Raw genomic sequence first — 20,479 nt, 5'->3', positions numbered from 1 at the left:
ACCATATACGCCCCACAAGGCACGCTTAGAGCGCGCGCGAAGGCGCTTTCACAATTAAGTCTTGCGCATTCGCTTACAAAGCCTTAAACGGCGACACCAAACCGGTTCGCCGGGGAAACTACTTCACGTTCACAGGAAGCAATTCACATGGCAAAGAGCAAGTTTGAGCGGACGAAGCCGCACGTCAACATTGGCACGATCGGTCACGTTGACCATGGCAAGACGTCGCTGACGGCAGCAATCACGAAGTTCTTCGGCGAGTTCAAGGCGTATGACCAGATCGACGCGGCTCCTGAAGAGAAGGCCCGTGGTATCACGATCTCGACGGCACACGTTGAGTACGAGACGGCCAACCGTCACTACGCTCACGTTGACTGCCCCGGCCACGCCGACTACGTGAAGAACATGATCACCGGTGCTGCCCAGATGGACGGCGCGATCCTGGTTTGCTCCGCCGCTGACGGCCCGATGCCGCAGACGCGCGAGCACATCCTGCTTGCCCGTCAGGTTGGCGTTCCGGCCATCGTCGTGTTCCTCAACAAGGTCGACCAGGTTGACGACGCCGAGCTTCTCGAGCTCGTCGAGCTTGAAGTTCGCGAACTTCTGTCGTCCTACGACTTCCCGGGCGACGATATTCCGATCATCAAGGGTTCGGCGCTTGCTGCTCTTGAAGATTCCGACAAGAAGATCGGTGAAGACGCGATCCGCGAGCTGATGGCTGCGGTTGACGCCTACATCCCGACGCCTGAGCGTCCGATCGACCAGCCGTTCCTGATGCCGATCGAAGACGTGTTCTCGATCTCGGGCCGTGGTACGGTTGTGACGGGTCGCGTTGAGCGCGGTATCGTCAAGGTTGGTGAAGAAGTCGAAATCGTCGGCATCCGTCCGACCTCGAAGACGACTGTTACCGGCGTTGAAATGTTCCGCAAGCTGCTCGACCAGGGCCAGGCTGGCGACAACATCGGTGCACTGGTTCGCGGTGTTAACCGTGACGGCGTCGAGCGTGGTCAGATCCTGTGCAAGCCGGGTTCGGTAAAGCCGCACAAGAAGTTCAAGGCAGAAGCCTACATCCTGACGAAGGAAGAAGGCGGCCGTCATACGCCGTTCTTCACGAACTACCGTCCGCAGTTCTACTTCCGTACGACTGACGTCACGGGCATCGTTACGCTTCCTGAAGGCACGGAAATGGTTATGCCTGGCGACAACGTCACCGTTGACGTCGAGCTGATCGTTCCGATCGCGATGGAAGAAAAGCTGCGCTTTGCTATCCGCGAAGGCGGCCGTACCGTCGGCGCCGGCATCGTCGCCTCGATCGTCGAGTAATCTTAAGGCCTGAAAAGGCTTGACGAAAACCCCGCTGGAGACAGCGGGGTTTTTTGTTTTGTGTCTCGCGCCTGGAGGATGGGCGCTTTCGTTCCTCGGTCCCGGCTGCTACTTCATTGCTGGGGAGATGATGAGGAGTATCATGAAGAAGCGCATTCTGTTTACCGGTGGTTCCGGCAAGGCCGGACGGCATGTGATCCCGTGGCTCATCGGCAAGGGATATGAGGTCCACAACATCGATCTCGTTCCGCTCGACAGGCCGGGCGTGACCAATCTCATCGTCGATATCACGGACAGCGGGCAGGTTTTTAATGCCCTTTCCATGCATCGGAACTTCGCGGAGTTCGAAACCGGGAAGGGTGTTCTGCCCTTTGATGCGGTGATCCATTTTGCTGCGGTTCCACGCATTTTGATCAAGCCGGACAACGAGACGTTCCGTATCAACGCCATGGGAACCTATAATGTCATCGAGGCCGCGATAAAGCTTGGCATCCGAAAGGTAGTAATAGCATCGAGCGAGACCACATACGGGGTCTGTTTCGCCGAGGGCGAGAAGGATTTTCACCACTTCCCGCTTGAAGAGGACTACGATGTCGACCCGATGGATTCCTACGGACTGTCGAAGGTGGTGAATGAAAGAACCGCGCGGGCATTTGCCGAGCGAAGCGGATACGACATTTACGCGCTGCGAATCGGCAATGTCATCGAACCCCATGAGTATGAGAAGTTTCCCGATTTCTTTGCCCATCCGGAAACACGCAAACGCAACGCCTGGGGCTACATCGACGCACGTGATCTCGGCCAGATCTGCCATCTTTGCATCGAAAAGGATGGCCTCGGTTATCAGGTCTTCAATGCCGTTAATGATACAGCTACGGCAACGGTCCCCACGCGCGAGCTTGCCCGGACATATTTCCCTCAGGTGCAATTCCGCCGCGAGATCGGAGAGCATGAGGGATTGATCTCCAACCGCAAGATTCGCGAGATCCTTGGTTTCAAGGAAGAGCATGACTGGCGGAAATACGTCAAAACCTGACGGGTGCATGATTTTCGGGGGCAGAGTGGAAAAAACAAAAAACACACTTGCCATTCTTTTCCCTGCACCTTAAAGGAGCGCATACCGAATTGGCCAAGCGATTTCGCGGCCGGTTCAGGTGATTAAGGGGTATAGCTCAGTTGGTAGAGCGGCGGTCTCCAAAACCGCAGGTCGGGGGTTCGAGCCCCTCTGCCCCTGCCACTTTCCATTCGCAAGCGCGGTTTTCGCTGCATGGCAGATGGGGCCGGTTTACCGGCGAATTTCGCCGAATGTCGATTTCCTCTTGTTAAAAGTGGAATCGGTGTTTATGTAGGGTCAAAACAGACACGCGGTGCGTGGGGCTGATTAGTTCGGCTTTACGCGCCGTAATTGCGTGGGCAGTCAATGGCATCCAAAACCAATCCGTTTACGTTTCTGCAGCAGGTTCGCGCCGAAGCGTCAAAGATCACTTGGCCGTCGCGCCGCGAGACCATGATTTCGACGGCTATGGTGCTGGTGATGGTCATTTTCGCGGCTCTGTTCTTTTTTGCTGCTGACCAGCTCATTGGCTGGATTCTCAGCCTTGTGCTGAACGTCGGCCGGTAACGGATTGAACGGAGAGTAAAGATGGCAGCGCGCTGGTATATCGTTCACGCATATTCGAATTTCGAAAAGAAGGTCGCCGAGTCGATCGAGGAAAAGGCCCGTCAGAAGGGTCTGGACCATCTTTTCGAGAAAATCCTCGTGCCGACCGAAAAGGTGGTCGAGGTGCGCCGCGGCCGCAAGGTCGATAGCGAGCGCAAGTTCTTTCCGGGTTACGTGCTGGTGCGCGCCAACCTGACGGATGAGGCTTATCACCTCATCAAGAACACGCCGAAGGTTACCGGTTTCCTCGGTTCGGACAGCAAGCCTGTTCCGATTCCGGATTATGAAGCCGAGCGTATCCTTGGTCAGGTTCAGGAAGGTGTCGAGCGTCCGAAGTCTTCGGTTTCGTTCGAGATCGGCGAGCAGGTTCGCGTCTCCGACGGTCCTTTCGCGTCATTCAACGGCGTGGTTCAGGACGTGGACGAGGAGCGTTCGCGCCTGAAGGTGGAAGTTTCGATTTTCGGCCGCGCAACGCCGGTCGAGCTGGAATACAATCAGGTCGAGAAGGTCTGATTGGCGGGGCGATGCCCCAAGCGCGTGGAAGGCTAACTGGCTCTTTAAGCCGGGGCAGGGCGCCGCACCACGCAACCGCAGCCGCCGGAGAAATCCGGCTTAGAGAAGCCGGGCAACCGGTTTGAATTGAAAGGCAGAGAGATATGGCTAAGAAAGTTGCAGGCCAGCTCAAGTTGCAGGTAAAGGCTGGGTCGGCCAATCCGTCCCCGCCGATCGGTCCGGCACTTGGTCAGCGTGGCATTAACATCATGGAATTCTGCAAGGCGTTCAATGCCGCCACGCAGGAAATGGAAAAGGGTATGCCGATCCCGGTCGTCATCACCTATTACCAGGACAAGTCCTTCACCTTCGTCATGAAGCAGCCGCCGATGACGTACTGGCTGAAGAAGGAAGCAAAGATCACCTCCGGTTCCAAGACGCCTGGCAAGGGCGCCAAGGTCGGCTCCATCACCAAGGCTCAGGTCAAGTCGATCGCTGAAGCCAAGATGAAGGATCTGAACGCAGCCGACATCGAAGGCGCAATGGCAATGGTTGAGGGCTCTGCCCGCGCCATGGGCCTGGAAGTGGTAGGTTGATCATGGCCAAGGTAGCAAAGCGCATTCAGAAGATCCGCGAAGGCGTGGATCCGAACAAGCTCTACGTTCTCACCGACGCCATTTCGATGGTCAAGGAACGTGCAGTCGCCAAGTTCGACGAAACCGTTGAAGTTTCGATGAACCTCGGCGTTGACCCGCGCCATGCGGACCAGATGGTTCGTGGCGTTGTCAACCTGCCGAACGGCACCGGCCGTGACGTTCGCGTCGCCGTCTTCGCCCGTGGCGCCAAGGCTGATGAAGCCACGGCTGCCGGCGCTGACGTTGTTGGTGCGGAAGAACTGGTTGAAATCGTTCAGGGCGGCAAGATCGACTTCGATCGCTGCATCGCGACCCCGGACATGATGCCGCTCGTCGGCCGTCTCGGCAAGGTACTCGGCCCGCGTGGCATGATGCCGAACCCGAAGGTCGGAACCGTGACCATGGACGTTGCCGGTGCTGTCAAGGCATCCAAGGGCGGCGCTGTCGAGTTTCGCGTCGAAAAGGCCGGTATCGTACACGCTGGCGTTGGCAAGGCTTCGTTCGACGCCAAGGCTCTTGAGGAAAACATCAAGGCTTTCGCCGATGCGGTCATCAAGGCAAAGCCGGCTGGCGCCAAGGGCAACTATGTCAAGCGCGTCGCCATCTCCTCGACCATGGGTCCGGGCGTCAAGATCGACCCTTCGTCGGTTACGGCTTAATCAATTCTCGCGCTTCCGGAGTGAAGTGTGAATAAAAGAATTTCCGGCTCCCAGGAGCCGGAGATTTCCGGGGAAACCCGGAACTCCTGTCCGAGATTGCGGGTGGCCATGTCCTTCGGGGCCGGGCCTTAATCATTTAGCCTGCATGAGACGGGTGAGGCTGGATTTGAGGCATCTGTCGATGCCTGACTGTCCGGTTCGAACCTGGTGTGCCTGTGCCTGAAGCCGTTTGCGGCGACAGAGCGGGGGACAGGATCCTCGAGCGTCGCTCGGGATCTTTGTAAAAAGGTCCCTTGGGGCAAAGGCAAACCCGACGGGTTCACAATCATGTGGCCCCGTCTACTGGAGACAGACAGTGGAAAGAGCGGAAAAACGCGAATTCGTCACGGAGCTGAACGAAGTCTTCAAGGCTTCCGGTTCGGTTGTCGTGGCCCACTATGCTGGTGTCACCGTTGCGCAGATGAACGACTTCCGTTCGAAGATGCGCGCTGCCGGAGGCACCGTCAAGGTCGCGAAGAACCGCCTGGCCAAGATCGCTCTTCAGGGTACGGAGTCGGAAGGGATGACCAATCTCTTCAAGGGACAGACGCTGATTGCATACAGCACTGACCCGATGATCGCTCCGAAAGTCGTCATGGATTTCGCCAAGACCAACGACAAGGTCGTTGTTTTGGGCGGCGCCATGGGCGCAACCACGCTCAACGCCGAAGCAGTCAAGTCGCTCGCGACCCTGCCTTCGCTGGACGAGCTGCGCGCAAAGCTGCTGGGCCTTCTCAATGCCCCGGCAACTCGCGTCGCTACGGTTGTCGCCGCACCTGCAAGCCAGCTGGCTCGGGTGTTCTCGGCTTACGCCAAGAAGGACGAAGCCGCTTAAGGCGGTTTTTCGCTGTAAATATTCAAACTGGTTCGAACTGAACAAAAGGAACTATCAAAATGGCTGATCTCGCAAAGATCGTAGAAGACCTCTCCTCGCTGACCGTTCTGGAAGCTGCAGAACTGTCCAAGCTTCTCGAAGAAAAGTGGGGCGTTTCCGCTGCTGCTCCGGTAGCCGTTGCTGCTGCTGGCGGCGCTGCTGCTGCTGCTGCTCCGGAAGAAGAAAAGACCGAGTTCGACGTTATCCTGGTTGACGCTGGCGCCAACAAGATCAACGTCATCAAGGAAGTTCGCGGCATCACCGGCCTCGGCCTCAAGGAAGCCAAGGACCTCGTTGAAGGCGCTCCGAAGCCGGTCAAGGAAGCCGTTTCCAAGGCTGAAGCTGCTGATCTCAAGAAGAAGCTTGAAGACGCAGGCGCCAAGGTTGACGTTAAGTAATCTTGCGATTGCTGGTGGGAAGGGGCTTAATGCCCCTTCCCGTCGTCATCGTTTTTAAAACTCATTACCCAAAAGCCGCGTGAAAATGGCTTTTGGGTAATGGGTTCTTCAAGAGAATGGTTCCGAACCGGCTCATCAAGGCAATCCGGCCTGATCGATCCGGGATGTGGAACGAGATTGAGGATACCCATTGATTGACGGGATCGACTGGCCATCGGTTCCCGTCCGTTGCAGGCCCGGATGCAATTTTTAAAGGAGCGACGATGGCTCAGACCCTTTCGTTTAACGGTCGCAGGCGCGTACGCAAGTTTTTCGGCAAAATTCCAGAAGTAGCGGAAATGCCGAACCTCATTGAGGTTCAGAAGGCTTCGTACGACCAGTTTCTCATGGTTGACGAGCCCAAGGGTGGCCGTCCCGACGAGGGATTGAATGCCGTTTTCAAATCCGTATTCCCGATCACCGATTTTTCCGGCGCCTCCATGCTCGAATTCGTATCCTACGAATTCGAAGCGCCGAAGTTCGACGTCGAGGAATGCCGTCAGCGCGATCTGACCTATGCAGCGCCGCTTAAGGTGACGCTGCGCCTCATCGTGTTCGATATCGATGAAGATACGGGCGCGAAGTCCATCAAGGACATCAAGGAACAGTCCGTCTACATGGGCGACATGCCGCTCATGACCAATAACGGCACGTTCATCGTCAACGGCACCGAGCGCGTCATCGTTTCGCAGATGCACCGGTCGCCGGGCGTGTTCTTCGATCACGACAAGGGCAAGAGCCATTCTTCCGGCAAGCTGCTCTTTGCTGCCCGTGTCATTCCGTATCGCGGTTCCTGGCTCGACATCGAGTTCGACGCCAAGGATATCGTCTATGCGCGTATCGACCGTCGCCGCAAGATTCCCGTCACCTCGCTGCTGATGGCGCTTGGCATGGACGGCGAAGACATTCTGTCGACCTTCTACACCAAGGCTTCCTATGAGCGCGACGGCGACGGCTGGCGTATTCCGTTCCAGCCCGAAGCGCTGAAGAACGCCAAGGTCGTCACCGACATGATCGACGCCGATACCGGCGAAGTGGTCGTCGAGGCCGGCAAGAAGCTCACGCCGCGCCTTATCCGCCAGCTCTCCGAAAAGGGCCTCAAGGCGCTGAAGGCGACCGACGAAGACCTTTACGGCAACTACCTGGCCGAAGACATCGTCAACTACGAGACGGGTGAAATCTATCTCGAGGCCGGCGACGAAATCGACGAGAAGACCCTCGGTCTGATCCTGCAGTCCGGTTTTGACGAGATTCCGGTTCTCAACATCGACCACGTCAATGTTGGCGCCTATATCCGCAATACACTGTCTGCCGACAAGAACGAGAACCGCCAGGAAGCCCTGTTCGACATCTACCGCGTCATGCGTCCGGGTGAGCCGCCGACCATGGATTCGGCGGAAGCGATGTTCAACTCGCTGTTCTTCGATGCAGAGCGTTACGATCTTTCGGCCGTTGGTCGCGTGAAGATGAACATGCGCCTCGACCTCGACGCGGAAGACACCGTGCGCACGCTGCGCAAGGAAGACATCCTCGCCGTCGTCAAGATGCTGGTCGAACTGCGCGACGGCAAGGGCGAAATCGACGACATCGACAACCTCGGCAACCGCCGTGTGCGTTCTGTCGGCGAACTGATGGAGAACCAGTATCGTCTGGGCCTTCTGCGCATGGAACGTGCGATCAAGGAACGTATGTCCTCGATCGAAATCGACACCGTGATGCCGCAGGACCTGATCAATGCGAAGCCGGCAGCTGCTGCCGTTCGCGAATTCTTCGGTTCCTCGCAGCTGTCGCAGTTCATGGACCAGGTGAACCCGCTTTCGGAAATCACCCACAAGCGTCGTCTTTCGGCTCTTGGACCGGGTGGTCTGACCCGCGAGCGCGCCGGCTTCGAAGTCCGCGACGTTCACCCGACCCACTACGGCCGTATTTGCCCGATCGAGACGCCGGAAGGCCCGAACATCGGTCTGATCAACTCGCTTGCAACCTTTGCCCGTGTCAACAAGTACGGCTTCATCGAGAGCCCGTACCGCAAGATCACCGACGGCAAGGTCACGAACGACGTTATCTACCTCTCCGCCATGGAAGAGGCGAAGTATTACGTCGCGCAGGCCAACGCGCCGCTCAATGAAGACGGTTCTTTCTCGGAAGAGTTCGTCGTCTGCCGTCACTCGGGCGAAGTTATGCTCGCACCGCGTGACAACATCAACCTGATGGACGTTTCGCCGAAGCAGCTCGTTTCGGTCGCAGCGGCTCTCATTCCGTTCCTGGAAAACGACGACGCCAACCGCGCTCTCATGGGCTCGAACATGCAGCGTCAGGCCGTTCCGCTTCTGCGCGCAGAGGCGCCTTTCGTGGGCACCGGCATGGAACCGATCGTTGCGCGTGACTCCGGCGCTGCCATCGCGGCTCGCCGCGGCGGTGTCGTCGATCAGGTCGACGCGACGCGTATCGTTATCCGCGCTACGGAAGATCTCGATGCAGGCAAGTCCGGCGTTGACATCTACCGTCTGCAGAAGTTCCAGCGTTCGAACCAGAACACCTGCGTCAACCAGCGTCCGCTGGTGTCCGTCGGTGATATCATCTCCAAGGGAGACATCATCGCGGATGGTCCGTCGACCGACCTCGGTGACCTGGCTCTCGGCCGTAACGCGCTCGTCGCGTTCATGCCCTGGAACGGCTACAACTACGAAGACTCGATCCTGATGTCGGAGCGTATCGTTTCCGACGACGTGTTCACCTCCATCCACATCGAAGAATTCGAAGTGATGGCGCGTGACACGAAGCTTGGTCCGGAAGAAATCACGCGCGATATTCCGAACGTTTCGGAAGAAGCGCTGAAGAACCTCGACGAAGCCGGTATCGTCTACATCGGTGCGGAAGTTCAGCCGGGCGACATCCTCGTCGGCAAGATCACGCCGAAGGGCGAAAGCCCGATGACGCCGGAAGAAAAGCTTCTGCGCGCCATCTTCGGTGAAAAGGCTTCCGACGTTCGCGACACCTCCATGCGCATGCCTCCGGGCACGTTCGGTACGGTCGTGGAAGTCCGCGTCTTCAACCGTCACGGTGTGGAGAAGGACGAGCGCGCAATGGCTATCGAGCGCGAAGAGATCGAGCGTCTGGCGAAGGACCGTGACGACGAGCAGGCGATCCTCGACCGTAACGTCTACGGCCGTCTGATCGACATGCTGCGTGGCCAGGTTTCGATTGCCGGTCCGAAGGGCTTCAAGAAGGGCGTCGAGCTCTCCAACGCCGTCGTCTCCGAATATCCCCGCTCGCAGTGGTGGATGTTCGCCGTCGAGGACGAAAAGGCCCAGGCTGAGATCGAAGCACTTCGCGGCCAGTACGACGAATCCAAGTCGCGCCTTGAGCAGCGCTTCATGGACAAGGTCGAAAAGGTCCAGCGCGGCGATGAAATGCCTCCGGGCGTCATGAAGATGGTCAAGGTCTTCGTTGCCGTTAAGCGCAAGATCCAGCCGGGCGACAAGATGGCCGGCCGTCACGGTAACAAGGGCGTCGTCTCGCGTATCGTTCCCGTCGAGGACATGCCGTTCCTCGAAGACGGCACGCATGTCGACATCTGCTTGAACCCGCTCGGCGTGCCTTCGCGAATGAACGTCGGCCAGATCCTCGAAACCCACCTCGCATGGGCATGCGCAGGCATGGGCAAGAAGATCGGCGAGATGCTCGAAGAGTATCGCAAGACGATGGACATCAGCGAGCTTCGCAGCGAGCTGACGGAAATCTACGCGTCTGAAGCCAATGACGAGGTTCAGCGTTTTGATGACGACTCGCTCGTCAAGCTCGCCGAAGAAGCCAAGCGCGGTGTTTCCATCGCGACTCCGGTTTTCGACGGTGCGCATGAGCCTGACGTTGCCGCGATGCTGAAGAAGGCAGGTCTGCATGAATCCGGTCAGTCCGTTCTTTACGACGGCCGTACCGGTGAGCCGTTCGACCGTAAGGTCACCGTCGGCTACATGTACATGATCAAGCTGAACCACCTTGTCGACGACAAGATCCACGCTCGCTCGATCGGTCCTTACTCGCTCGTTACCCAGCAGCCGTTGGGCGGCAAGGCGCAGTTCGGCGGACAGCGCTTCGGGGAAATGGAAGTCTGGGCTCTGGAAGCATACGGCGCGGCTTACACGCTGCAGGAAATGCTCACCGTCAAGTCGGACGACGTGGCTGGCCGTACCAAGGTTTACGAAGCGATCGTCCGTGGCGACGACACCTTCGAAGCCGGTATCCCCGAGAGCTTCAACGTTCTCGTCAAGGAAATGCGGTCGCTCGGCCTGTCCGTCGAGCTGGAAAACTCGAAGATCGAGAACCAGCCCGAAGACCAGCTGCCTGACGCGGCGGAATAAACACGACAGAGGCGGGCGCCTGAGAGGGCGCCTGCCGGTTTCCCGAGCGGTCTTTGCGGTTCGGGATACTTTCGCCGCATTATGCGGTTAATCCGTATTTAAAGCTCTGGACGGCGACCCGGGAAGAAGCCGGTCCAGATGCAAACAGGGGCAGCAGCTAGCCTCTCAAGGAGACAAGGCATGAACCAAGAGGTCATGAATCTTTTCAATCCTCAGGTGCCTGCGCAGCATTTCGATTCCATCCGGATTTCGATCGCTTCGCCGGAAAAAATCCTGTCGTGGTCCTACGGCGAGATCAAGAAGCCGGAAACCATCAACTACCGTACGTTCAAGCCTGAGCGTGACGGTCTTTTCTGCGCTCGCATCTTCGGACCGATCAAGGACTATGAGTGCCTGTGCGGCAAGTACAAGCGCATGAAGTACAAGGGCATCATCTGCGAAAAGTGCGGCGTCGAAGTGACGCTGTCGCGCGTTCGCCGTGAGCGCATGGGCCATATCGAGCTCGCAGCGCCGGTTGCCCACATCTGGTTCCTGAAGTCGCTTCCTTCGCGTATCTCGACCCTGCTCGACATGACGCTGAAGGATGTCGAGCGTGTTCTCTATTTCGAGAACTACATTGTCACGGAACCCGGTCTCACCTCGCTCAAGCAGAACCAGCTTCTGTCTGAAGAAGAGTACATGATCGCCGTTGACGAGTTCGGCGAAGACCAGTTCACCGCCATGATCGGCGCTGAAGCCATCTATGAGATGCTGGCTTCGATGAACCTCGAAAAGATCGCCGGCGACCTGCGTGCCGAACTTGCTGAGACCACGTCGGATCTCAAGCAGAAGAAGCTGATGAAGCGCCTGAAGATCGTCGAGAACTTCATGGAATCGGGCAACCGTCCTGAATGGATGATCATGAAGGTCGTTCCGGTCATTCCGCCGGACCTGCGTCCGCTGGTTCCGCTGGATGGCGGCCGTTTTGCGACGTCCGACCTCAACGATCTCTATCGCCGCGTCATCAACCGTAACAACCGTCTGAAGCGCCTGATCGAGCTTCGTGCGCCTGGCATCATCATCCGCAACGAAAAGCGTATGTTGCAGGAATCCGTCGATGCGCTGTTCGACAACGGTCGTCGCGGCCGCGTCATCACGGGTGCCAACAAGCGTCCGCTGAAGTCGCTCTCCGACATGCTCAAGGGCAAGCAGGGCCGTTTCCGCCAGAACCTTCTCGGCAAGCGCGTCGACTATTCCGGCCGTTCGGTCATCGTGACCGGTCCGGAACTGAAGCTGCACCAGTGCGGCCTGCCGAAGAAGATGGCGCTCGAACTGTTCAAGCCGTTCATCTATGCCCGCCTCGACGCCAAGGGTTACTCCTCGACCGTCAAGCAGGCCAAGAAGCTGGTTGAAAAGGAAAAGCCTGAGGTTTGGGATATCCTCGACGAGGTCATCCGCGAGCATCCGGTTCTCTTGAACCGCGCACCGACGCTGCACCGTCTGGGTATCCAGGCTTTCGAACCCATGCTGGTCGAAGGCAAGGCCATCCAGCTGCACCCGCTCGTCTGCACGGCCTTCAACGCCGACTTCGACGGTGACCAGATGGCTGTTCACGTTCCGCTTTCGCTGGAAGCCCAGCTGGAAGCGCGCGTGCTGATGATGTCGACCAACAACATCCTGCATCCGGCAAACGGCCACCCGATCATCGTTCCTTCGCAGGACATGGTTCTCGGCCTGTATTACCTGTCGATCATGAACCAGAACGAGCCGGGCGAAGGCATGGCCTTCTCCGACATCGGTGAGCTGCATCACGCGCTTGAAAACAAGGTCGTGACGCTGCATGCCAAGATCCGTGGTCGCTTCAAGACCGTGGATGCCGATGGCAAGCCGGTTTCGAAGATCCATGAGACGACCCCCGGCCGTATGCTGATTGGCGAGCTTCTGCCGAAGAACGTCAACGTGCCTTTCGACGTCTGCAACCAGGAAATGACCAAGAAGAACATCTCCAAGATGATCGACACGGTCTACCGTCATTGCGGCCAGAAAGACACGGTCATCTTCTGTGACCGCATCATGCAGCTCGGCTTTGCCCATGCCTGCCGCGCCGGCATTTCGTTCGGCAAGGACGACATGGTCATTCCTGACAGCAAGGTGAAGATCGTTGGCGACACCGAAGCTCTCGTGAAGGAATACGAACAGCAGTACAATGACGGTCTCATCACCCAGGGCGAAAAGTACAACAAGGTTGTCGACGCCTGGGGCAAGGCAACCGAAAAGGTCGCCGAAGAGATGATGGCACGCATCAAGGCTGTCGAGTTCGATCCGGAAACGGGCCGCCAGAAGCCGATGAACTCCATCTACATGATGTCTCACTCGGGTGCTCGTGGTTCTCCGAACCAGATGCGTCAGCTGGGCGGCATGCGCGGCCTGATGGCGAAGCCATCGGGTGAAATCATCGAGACGCCGATCATCTCGAACTTCAAGGAAGGCCTGACCGTTAACGAGTACTTCAACTCGACCCACGGTGCCCGTAAGGGTCTCGCAGACACCGCCCTGAAGACCGCGAACTCGGGTTACCTGACCCGTCGTCTCGTCGACGTCGCGCAGGATTGCATTGTCAACTCCAGGGATTGCGGCACCGACAAGGGCCTCACCATGACTGCCATCGTTGATGCCGGTCAGGTGGTTGCTTCGCTCGGCGCGCGTATCCTCGGTCGTACGGCTCTCGATGACATCGACAACCCGGTCACCGGCGAGAACATCGTCAAGGCTGGCACGCTGATCGACGAAGCCGACGTGGCTGCCATCGAGAAGGCTGGCATCCAGTCCGTTCGCATCCGCTCGGCGCTCACCTGCGAAGTGCAGGTTGGTGTCTGCGGCGTCTGCTACGGTCGTGACCTTGCACGCGGTACGCCTGTCAACATGGGCGAAGCCGTTGGCGTTATCGCCGCTCAGTCGATCGGTGAACCTGGCACGCAGCTCACCATGCGTACGTTCCACCTTGGTGGCACGGCAAACGTGGTCGACCAGTCGTTCCTCGAAGCGTCTTATGAAGGCACGATCCAGATCAAGAACCGCAACATCCTGCGGAACTCCGAAGGCGTTCTCATCGCCATGGGCCGTAACATGTCCGTTACGATCCTTGATGAGCGCGGCGCGGAACGTTCCACACAGCGTGTGGCTTACGGTTCGAAGATCTTCGTTGATGATGGCGACAAGGTAAAGCGTGGCCAGCGTCTTGCAGAGTGGGACCCCTACACCCGTCCGATGATGACGGAAGTGGAAGGTACCGTTCACTTCGAAGACCTCGTCGACGGTCTCTCCGTTCTGGAAGCAACCGACGAATCCACCGGCATCACCAAGCGTCAGGTCATTGACTGGCGTTCGACGCCGCGCGGTTCGGATCTCAAGCCTGCTATCGTCATCAAGGACGCGTCCGGCGCTGTTGCGAAGCTTGCCCGTGGTGGCGAAGCCCGCTTCCAGCTCTCGGTCGACGCCATCCTGTCGGTCGAGCCAGGTGCGAAGGTCTCCCAGGGTGACGTGCTTGCACGTTCGCCGCTGGAAAGCGCCAAGACGAAGGACATTACTGGTGGTCTGCCGCGCGTTGCGGAATTGTTCGAAGCCCGTCGTCCGAAGGATCACGCCATCATCGCAGAGATCGATGGTACGATCCGCCTCGGCCGCGACTACAAGAACAAGCGCCGCGTGATGATCGAGCCTGCGGAAGACGGCGTCGAGCCGGTCGAATACCTGATCCCGAAGGGCAAGCCCTTCCACCTTCAGGAAGGCGACTATATCGAAAAGGGTGAATACATCCTCGACGGTAACCCTGCGCCGCACGACATTCTGGCGATCAAGGGCGTGGAAGCTCTGGCTTCCTACCTCGTGAACGAAATCCAGGAAGTCTACCGTCTGCAGGGCGTTGTGATCAACGACAAGCACATCGAGGTGATCGTTCGCCAGATGCTGCAGAAGGTTGAAATCACCGATGCTGGCGATAGCCAGTACATCGTGGGTGACAACGTTGATCGCATCGAGCTCGATGACAACAACGACCGCCTGATCGAAGAAGGCAAGAAGCCTGCCTATGGCGAGCCGGTTCTGCTCGGCATCACCAAGGCTTCGCTGCAGACGCCGTCCTTCATCTCGGCCGCATCCTTCCAGGAAACCACCAAGGTTCTCACGGAAGCTGCGATTGCCGGCAAGACGGACACGCTGCAGGGTCTCAAGGAAAACGTCATCGTCGGCCGTCTCATCCCGGCCGGTACCGGCGGCACCATGACGCAGATCCGCCGCATCGCCACCTCGCGCGACGACCTCATTCTCGAGGAACGCCGCAAGGGGACCGGTGCAGGTTCTGCAAACCAGATGCTGCAGGACATGACGGACCAGGCTCCGGCTGCCGAGTAAGGTCAGACAGGGCAGGGGCTTTGCGGAGCCCCCCAAAGTTCGAAGCAAAACGCCCGGAGCAATCCGGGCGTTTTTGTTTTTATGGGCAGAGGCCGGGCGCCTCCACCGCCGCCCGGCATTCCTGCATATGCAGCAGGGTTAGTCCTGTTTCCGGATGTTATAGCGGGTCAGGACAGAGAGGCGCCGAACAAGATCGGTCTGGCCTGCGCTGCCGGTCTTGGCATAGATCGACTTTGCGTTGCTGCGCACCGTTTCATGGGAAATCTGCAATTGCTTCGCCACTGCCGGTAGCGAAAGTCCTTTCATGATTTCCAAAGCCACGCGTGCCTCGCCTCTTGTGAGGTCGTATAGCCCCTTCAATAACGCGCTTGCGTCGGCGATGGTGCCGGTGGGCTGCGATATGAGCACGATGGCGTTGCCTTTCGGAGATAAGTCGAGCGCCTTCTTGCGCAGCGGTATGACGTGAAGAATGCAGGGTCTATCTTCACCGGCGGGGAGAGGGAAGGAACCGGCATCGTGCCCGGCCAGCGCTTTGTATAGGAGCCGGTTCACCCTCTCGTCAGCAATGGCAATACTGTCGCGTGTGGGGGCGGCGAAACATTTCTGCAATGACAGGAAGAGATCGTTGGCCGAGAGAATGAGGCCGTTTGCCTGCAGCACGGCTGCCGGAGCGCCAATGGCATTGAGGCCGAAGGTCATCGCGTCGGCTTTCTGCCGTTGCAGCCGCGTTGCGAGCGCAAGGCTACGGGCGATATGTGGCCTCAGTCCGGCGAGCGCAGCCATCGTATCAGGCCGGATTATGCCAGCTTCCAGCCTATGTTCAAACAGCACTGTCATCTCCGGATGGCCGGGCGGCGCGACCTGTGTCGTCGCACCATAGCCCAGGCCGCGGGGCCTGAGGAACTCACGGACGATCGGCAGTTCGGCCCATTCATCAGGGGTGAAGACGTCGAAATCCTGCACGAAGGCGAACCGGCCTTCACGGGCAGTACGCGTAAGGCGATCATTGCGGTGATTCCAGCCTCCCGCCATGTAGTCCTTCATCAGTTCTTGAAAGTTGGGCGTGTGCAGCCAGGCCTGGTCTTCCCCCTTGCCCCAGGTGATGGCGCCGCCCCAGAAACCGAGGCGGCCGCCGGCATTTGCCAGAACCTGCGACCAGCGGTCGGGAAAAAGCGCCGCTTCATAAATGTCATCGATAATGTCTGACGACGATAAAGTATCCAACCCGACCCCGAAATTTTGCGTCGGAACTATTCTAAGCCTATGTTTGTGCGGCATTCAATCTTTTAAGAATCAATACTATTATTCAGACTGTATATTCTATAAGTGACTTAATATATTAACAAGCTTTCCAAAAGGGTCGCGTACGAACAGGCGACGTACGCCCCAGGACTCGACGGTGGGGCCGTATTCTATCGGCAGTCCGGCTGCGACGATCCGGTCGCGGACCTCATCGAAATTGTCGACTTCTATGGAGAAGTCCGGCACATCTGTGCCGGAACCGCCGTCGCGCGCAAAGCTTAGCTGCGCCGGCGCCTTGAGCGGGCTGGCATGGGTGACGATCCAGCCGTGGTCCATGGCGACCGGCATGCCGAGGATATCGCCATAAAAGACCTGCGCCCGCGCGGGGTCGGAGGTAGCGATGTTGGCGACGACACGTCTGACCGCCATGGCCTAGGCTCTTCAGGCGAAGCGGATGATGGCGACTTCGCCTTCGAGCGCGCCCTGATAGGCCGAGGCGTGCGGCTCTTCATCGGGAATTTCGGTCAGCATGCCGATCTGGTCGAGATCGGCTTCGATGAAGCCCTCCTCGGAAAGCGCGTTCAGCGTTTCGCGAACGGCTGTGTCGTCATCCGGCGCCCTGAGGATGACGTGAATGTCGATACCCTCGGAGTTGTCGGTTTCGTAAGCCTTGCCGATGACGATGAAGACCATCGGCTCGTCGCGTCCGTTGTCGTTGTCGGGGAGGGTGCTCATGACGCGGTTCCTTGATCTTTCGTTGCTGTCATCAGGGCAGGGGGAATCGGTTCCGCCCGCGGCGCGGCCATGTCCGGCCAGCCTGAGGGAATCAATAGACGGATTTTATGAAAAGCCAAAGGCCGGAGGTTAAAATCGCTGCCGTTGATGCCGACTTATGGTATAGGGAGGGGGAAATGGCGTTGCGGTGGCGTTCGTGGCCCCGGGCGCGCGCGCAAAATGCGGATTCACCCTTGACGAAAGCTGGCTAAAACAGTAGTACGCCCGCCATCGGAGCCTCTGTGGGTGCTGGCCGTTCGGTAAGCTTTTTCCCGAACATCATCTCAAACGGGTCTCCATTGCACGTAGAAGACACGAATGTTGCACGCAAGACGCCTCATCCGGTGTCCTCTGCTCTTGGTGGTCCATCCGTGAAACCGGATCGGGCCACGTTTTGCGCATGAGGATATATGCGTGCATCGTCGCCGGCAACGGCATAGCCGCCACCCGTGAGGGTGGCTAAAGTAGTTTTTGCAAGGGATGGTTATATGCCTACCGTAAACCAGCTGATCCGCAAGCCTCGCCAGGCACAGGTAAAGCGCAACAAGGTTCCTGCCCTGCAGGAAAACCCGCAGAAGCGTGGTGTTTGCACCCGCGTTTACACGACGACCCCGAAGAAGCCGAACTCGGCTCTGCGTAAGGTTGCCAAGATCCGCCTCACCAACGGCTTCGAAGTCATCGGCTACATTCCTGGCGAAGGTCACAACCTTCAGGAACACTCTGTCGTCATGATCCGCGGCGGCCGCGTGAAGGACTTGCCGGGCGTTCGTTACCACATCATCCGCGGTGTTCTCGATACCCAGGGCGTCAAGAACCGCAAGCAGCGCCGTTCGAAGTACGGTGCGAAGCGTCCGAAGTAATTTCGGCAACAACAATTCGGCGCTGCGCGAGGTTCTCCGCGTGGTATAGCGTCAATAACATTGAGAGACAAAAAGTATGTCCCGTCGCCATAGTGCAGAAAAGCGTGAGATCAACCCGGATCCGAAGTTCGGTGATCTGGTCGTCACCAAGTTCATGAACGCCATCATGCTTCACGGCAAGAAGTCGGTAGCAGAAAGCATCGTTTACGGCGCGTTCGACGTCGTTCAGGGCAAGACGAAGCAGGAGCCGCTCGCCGTGTTCCATTCGGCCCTCGACAATGTTGCGCCGCATGTTGAAGTGCGTTCGCGCCGCGTTGGTGGTGCGACATACCAGGTTCCGGTTGATGTTCGTCCCGAGCGTCGCCAGGCCCTCGCAATCCGCTGGTTGATCACCGCTGCGCGCAAGCGCAACGAAACGACCATGATCGATCGCCTCTCCGGCGAACTCATGGACGCTGCGAACAACCGCGGCTCCGCCGTCAAGAAGCGTGAAGACACGCACAAGATGGCCGACGCTAACCGCGCATTCTCGCATTACCGCTGGTAATCTTAACCGATCGCATATCGAAAGGCAGTCCATTATGGCTCGCGAATATAAAATCGAAGACTACCGCAATTTCGGTATCATGGCGCATATCGACGCCGGCAAGACGACCACCACCGAGCGTATTCTCTATTACACCGGTAAGTCGCACAAGATCGGCGAAGTTCACGATGGCGCAGCCACGATGGACTGGATGGAGCAGGAGCAGGAGCGTGGTATCACCATCACGTCCGCTGCGACCACGACCTTCTGGAAGGGCCGTGACGGCAAGACCCGCCGCTTCAACATCATCGACACCCCCGGCCACGTTGACTTCACCATCGAAGTCGAGCGTTCGCTGCGCGTTCTCGACGGCGCCATCGCGCTGCTCGACGCCAACGCCGGTGTTGAGCCGCAGACGGAAACCGTCTGGCGTCAGGCTGAGAAGTATCATGTTCCGCGCATGATCTTCTGCAACAAGATGGACAAGACCGGTGCTGACTTCTACCGCTCGGTAGAAATGATCAAGACCCGTCTCGGCGCCACTGCCGTTGTCATGCAGCTGCCGATCGGCGCTGAGACCGAGTTCAAGGGCGTTATCGACCTGATCGAGATGAATGCTCTCGTATGGCGCGACGAGTCGCTCGGCGCCCAGTGGGACGTCGTCGAGATCCCCGAGGACATGAAGGCCAAGGCTGAAGAATATCGCGAAAAGCTGATCGAGACGGTTGTCGAGATCGACGAAGAAGCGATGGAAGCCTACCTCGAAGGCAACTACCCGGACAACGACAAGATTCGTGAACTCGTTCGCCGCGGCACCATCGACGTGAAGTTCCACCCGATGTTCTGCGGTACCGCGTTCAAGAACAAGGGCGTTCAGCCGCTCCTCGACGCCGTTGTCGACTATCTGCCTTCTCCGCTGGACATTCCGGCGATCAAGGGCATCGACGCCAAGACGGAAGCCGAAATCGAGCGTCACGCTGACGATTCCGAGCCGCTTTCCATGCTCGCGTTCAAGATCATGAACGACCCCTTCGTTGGTTCGCTCACCTTCGCACGCATCTACTCGGGCAAGCTCGAAAAGGGCACGTCTGTCATGAATACGGTCAAGGACAAGCGCGAGCGCGTCGGCCGTATGCTGCAGATGCACTCCAACAGCCGTGAAGACATCGAAGAAGCCTATGCAGGCGACATCGTTGCTCTGGCTGGCCTCAAGGAAACCACCACCGGCGATACGCTCTGCGATCCGCTGAAGCCGGTTATCCTCGAGCGCATGGAATTCCCCGAGCCGGTCATCCAGATCGCGATCGAGCCAAAGACCAAGGGCGACCAGGAAAAGATGGGCCTCGCGCTCAACCGTCTGGCTGCTGAAGATCCGTCCTTCCGCGTCAAGACCGACGACGAATCCGGCCAGACCATCATTGCCGGCATGGGCGAACTTCACCTGGACATCATCGTTGACCGTATGCGTCGCGAGTTCAAGGTTGAAGCAACCGTCGGTGCTCCGCAGGTTGCCTACCGCGAAACGATCACGCGTCAGCACGAAGAAGACTACACGCACAAGAAGCAGTCCGGTGGTACCGGTCAGTTCGCTCGCGTGAAGATCATCTTCGAACCGAACCCCGAAGGCGAAGACTTCAAGTTCGAGTCGAAGATCGTCGGTGGTGCTGTTCCGAAGGAATACATCCCGGGCGTTCAGAAGGGTATCGAAAGCGTTCTGTCTTCCGGTCCGCTGGCTGGCTTCCCGATGCTCGGCGTCAAGGCGACGCTGGTCGACGGTGCATTCCACGATGTTGACTCGTCGGTTCTCGCCTTCGAAATTGCATCGCGTGCCTGCTTCCGTGAAGCAGCCAAGAAGGCTGGTGCACAGCTTCTCGAGCCGATGATGAAGGTCGAAGTCGTAACGCCGGAAGACTATGTCGGCGACGTTATCGGCGACCTGAACTCCCGTCGTGGTCAGATCCAGGGCCAGGAAAGCCGTGGTATCGCCGTCGTCATCAACGCGCATGTTCCGCTCGCGAACATGTTCAAGTACGTCGATAACCTGCGCTCCATGTCGCAGGGTCGCGCTCAGTACTCGATGACGTTCGATCACTATTCGCCGGTTCCGTCGAACGTGGCGCAGGAAATCCAGGCAAAGTACTCCGGTCAGAAGTGATCGGGGTACGCCCCACCGAATTTTGAAGATTATTCCCGTCACGGGACAAGAAT

The 20,479-nt window shown here is 58.2% G+C and carries 16 protein-coding genes and 1 tRNA gene; 14 read left to right on the top strand and 3 right to left on the bottom strand.

The annotated features are described in order from the left end of the window. The first annotated feature begins 147 nt into the window (after nucleotides 1–147). The 11 genes from tuf to rpoC all read left to right on the top strand — a co-directional run bounded on the left by tuf (nucleotide 148) and on the right by rpoC (nucleotide 14,869). The gene (gene tuf, locus ACZ47E_RS08120) at nucleotides 148–1,323 is read left to right on the top strand and encodes an elongation factor Tu (RefSeq protein WP_004442617.1); all 1,176 of its coding nucleotides are present in this window, start codon (nucleotides 148–150) and stop codon (nucleotides 1,321–1,323) included. Between the two features lie 142 nt (nucleotides 1,324–1,465). Then, on the top strand, nucleotides 1,466–2,359 hold the full coding sequence (locus ACZ47E_RS08115) for an NAD-dependent epimerase/dehydratase family protein (protein ID WP_278066857.1): 894 nt from the start codon (nucleotides 1,466–1,468) through the stop codon (nucleotides 2,357–2,359). A 125-nt stretch (nucleotides 2,360–2,484) separates the two neighbouring features. Further along, a tRNA-Trp gene (locus ACZ47E_RS08110) sits at nucleotides 2,485–2,560 on the top strand. A 183-nt stretch (nucleotides 2,561–2,743) separates the two neighbouring features. Next, nucleotides 2,744–2,944 (top strand): preprotein translocase subunit SecE, encoded by a 201-nt coding sequence (secE, locus tag ACZ47E_RS08105; RefSeq protein ID WP_004442643.1) that lies wholly within the window; start codon nucleotides 2,744–2,746, stop codon nucleotides 2,942–2,944. 21 nt (nucleotides 2,945–2,965) lie between these two features. After that, nucleotides 2,966–3,496, top strand: a complete 531-nt coding sequence (nusG, locus tag ACZ47E_RS08100; protein WP_003523721.1) for a transcription termination/antitermination protein NusG — start codon at nucleotides 2,966–2,968, stop codon at nucleotides 3,494–3,496. A gap of 143 nt (nucleotides 3,497–3,639) precedes the next feature. Beyond that, complete coding sequence (rplK, locus tag ACZ47E_RS08095) at nucleotides 3,640–4,071, top strand: 50S ribosomal protein L11 (protein ID WP_004442641.1); 432 nt, start codon at nucleotides 3,640–3,642, stop codon at nucleotides 4,069–4,071. 2 nt (nucleotides 4,072–4,073) lie between these two features. Next, nucleotides 4,074–4,769, top strand: a complete 696-nt coding sequence (rplA, locus tag ACZ47E_RS08090; RefSeq protein ID WP_003507704.1) for a 50S ribosomal protein L1 — start codon at nucleotides 4,074–4,076, stop codon at nucleotides 4,767–4,769. A 355-nt stretch (nucleotides 4,770–5,124) separates the two neighbouring features. Beyond that, entirely contained in the window at nucleotides 5,125–5,643 is a 519-nt protein-coding gene (gene rplJ / locus ACZ47E_RS08085; protein WP_004442637.1) for a 50S ribosomal protein L10, read from the top strand. Between the two features lie 59 nt (nucleotides 5,644–5,702). Continuing rightward, nucleotides 5,703–6,080 (top strand): 50S ribosomal protein L7/L12, encoded by a 378-nt coding sequence (rplL, locus tag ACZ47E_RS08080; protein WP_004442635.1) that lies wholly within the window; start codon nucleotides 5,703–5,705, stop codon nucleotides 6,078–6,080. Between the two features lie 263 nt (nucleotides 6,081–6,343). Then, on the top strand, nucleotides 6,344–10,480 hold the full coding sequence (gene rpoB / locus ACZ47E_RS08075) for a DNA-directed RNA polymerase subunit beta (protein ID WP_022556539.1): 4,137 nt from the start codon (nucleotides 6,344–6,346) through the stop codon (nucleotides 10,478–10,480). 180 nt (nucleotides 10,481–10,660) lie between these two features. Further along, nucleotides 10,661–14,869 carry a DNA-directed RNA polymerase subunit beta' gene (gene rpoC, locus ACZ47E_RS08070; RefSeq protein WP_004442633.1) on the top strand — a complete coding sequence of 1,403 codons (4,209 nt, stop codon included), beginning with the start codon at nucleotides 10,661–10,663 and terminating at the stop codon, nucleotides 14,867–14,869. A 138-nt stretch (nucleotides 14,870–15,007) separates the two neighbouring features. Here the strand turns inward: rpoC and ACZ47E_RS08065 are convergent, their stop codons facing one another. The 3 genes from ACZ47E_RS08065 to ACZ47E_RS08055 form a co-directional block, all read right to left on the bottom strand. Next, complete coding sequence (locus tag ACZ47E_RS08065; RefSeq protein WP_084317321.1) at nucleotides 15,008–16,093, bottom strand: helix-turn-helix transcriptional regulator; 1,086 nt, start codon at nucleotides 16,091–16,093, stop codon at nucleotides 15,008–15,010. Between the two features lie 96 nt (nucleotides 16,094–16,189). Continuing rightward, the gene (locus ACZ47E_RS08060) at nucleotides 16,190–16,540 is read right to left on the bottom strand and encodes a VOC family protein (RefSeq protein ID WP_153776982.1); all 351 of its coding nucleotides are present in this window, start codon (nucleotides 16,538–16,540) and stop codon (nucleotides 16,190–16,192) included. 12 nt (nucleotides 16,541–16,552) lie between these two features. After that, on the bottom strand, nucleotides 16,553–16,846 hold the full coding sequence (locus ACZ47E_RS08055; protein WP_003523731.1) for a hypothetical protein: 294 nt from the start codon (nucleotides 16,844–16,846) through the stop codon (nucleotides 16,553–16,555). 527 nt (nucleotides 16,847–17,373) lie between these two features. Between ACZ47E_RS08055 and rpsL the strand changes: the two genes are divergently transcribed. The 3 genes from rpsL (at nucleotide 17,374) to fusA (ending at nucleotide 20,426) form a co-directional block, all read left to right on the top strand. After that, entirely contained in the window at nucleotides 17,374–17,745 is a 372-nt protein-coding gene (gene rpsL, locus ACZ47E_RS08050) for a 30S ribosomal protein S12 (protein ID WP_003507760.1), read from the top strand. Nucleotides 17,746–17,821: 76 nt separating this feature from the next. Beyond that, a complete protein-coding gene (rpsG, locus tag ACZ47E_RS08045; RefSeq protein WP_004442621.1) occupies nucleotides 17,822–18,292 on the top strand; it encodes a 30S ribosomal protein S7 in 471 nt (156 codons plus the stop codon). Between the two features lie 34 nt (nucleotides 18,293–18,326). Continuing rightward, entirely contained in the window at nucleotides 18,327–20,426 is a 2,100-nt protein-coding gene (gene fusA, locus ACZ47E_RS08040) for an elongation factor G (protein ID WP_004442619.1), read from the top strand. Nucleotides 20,427–20,479 lie beyond the last annotated feature (53 nt).

The sequence above is a fragment of the Agrobacterium sp. 5Ca39 genome (assembly GCF_055382365.1).
Note: the sequence above shows the minus strand (reverse complement) of the source record. Positions and strands in the feature narration are given on the sequence as shown.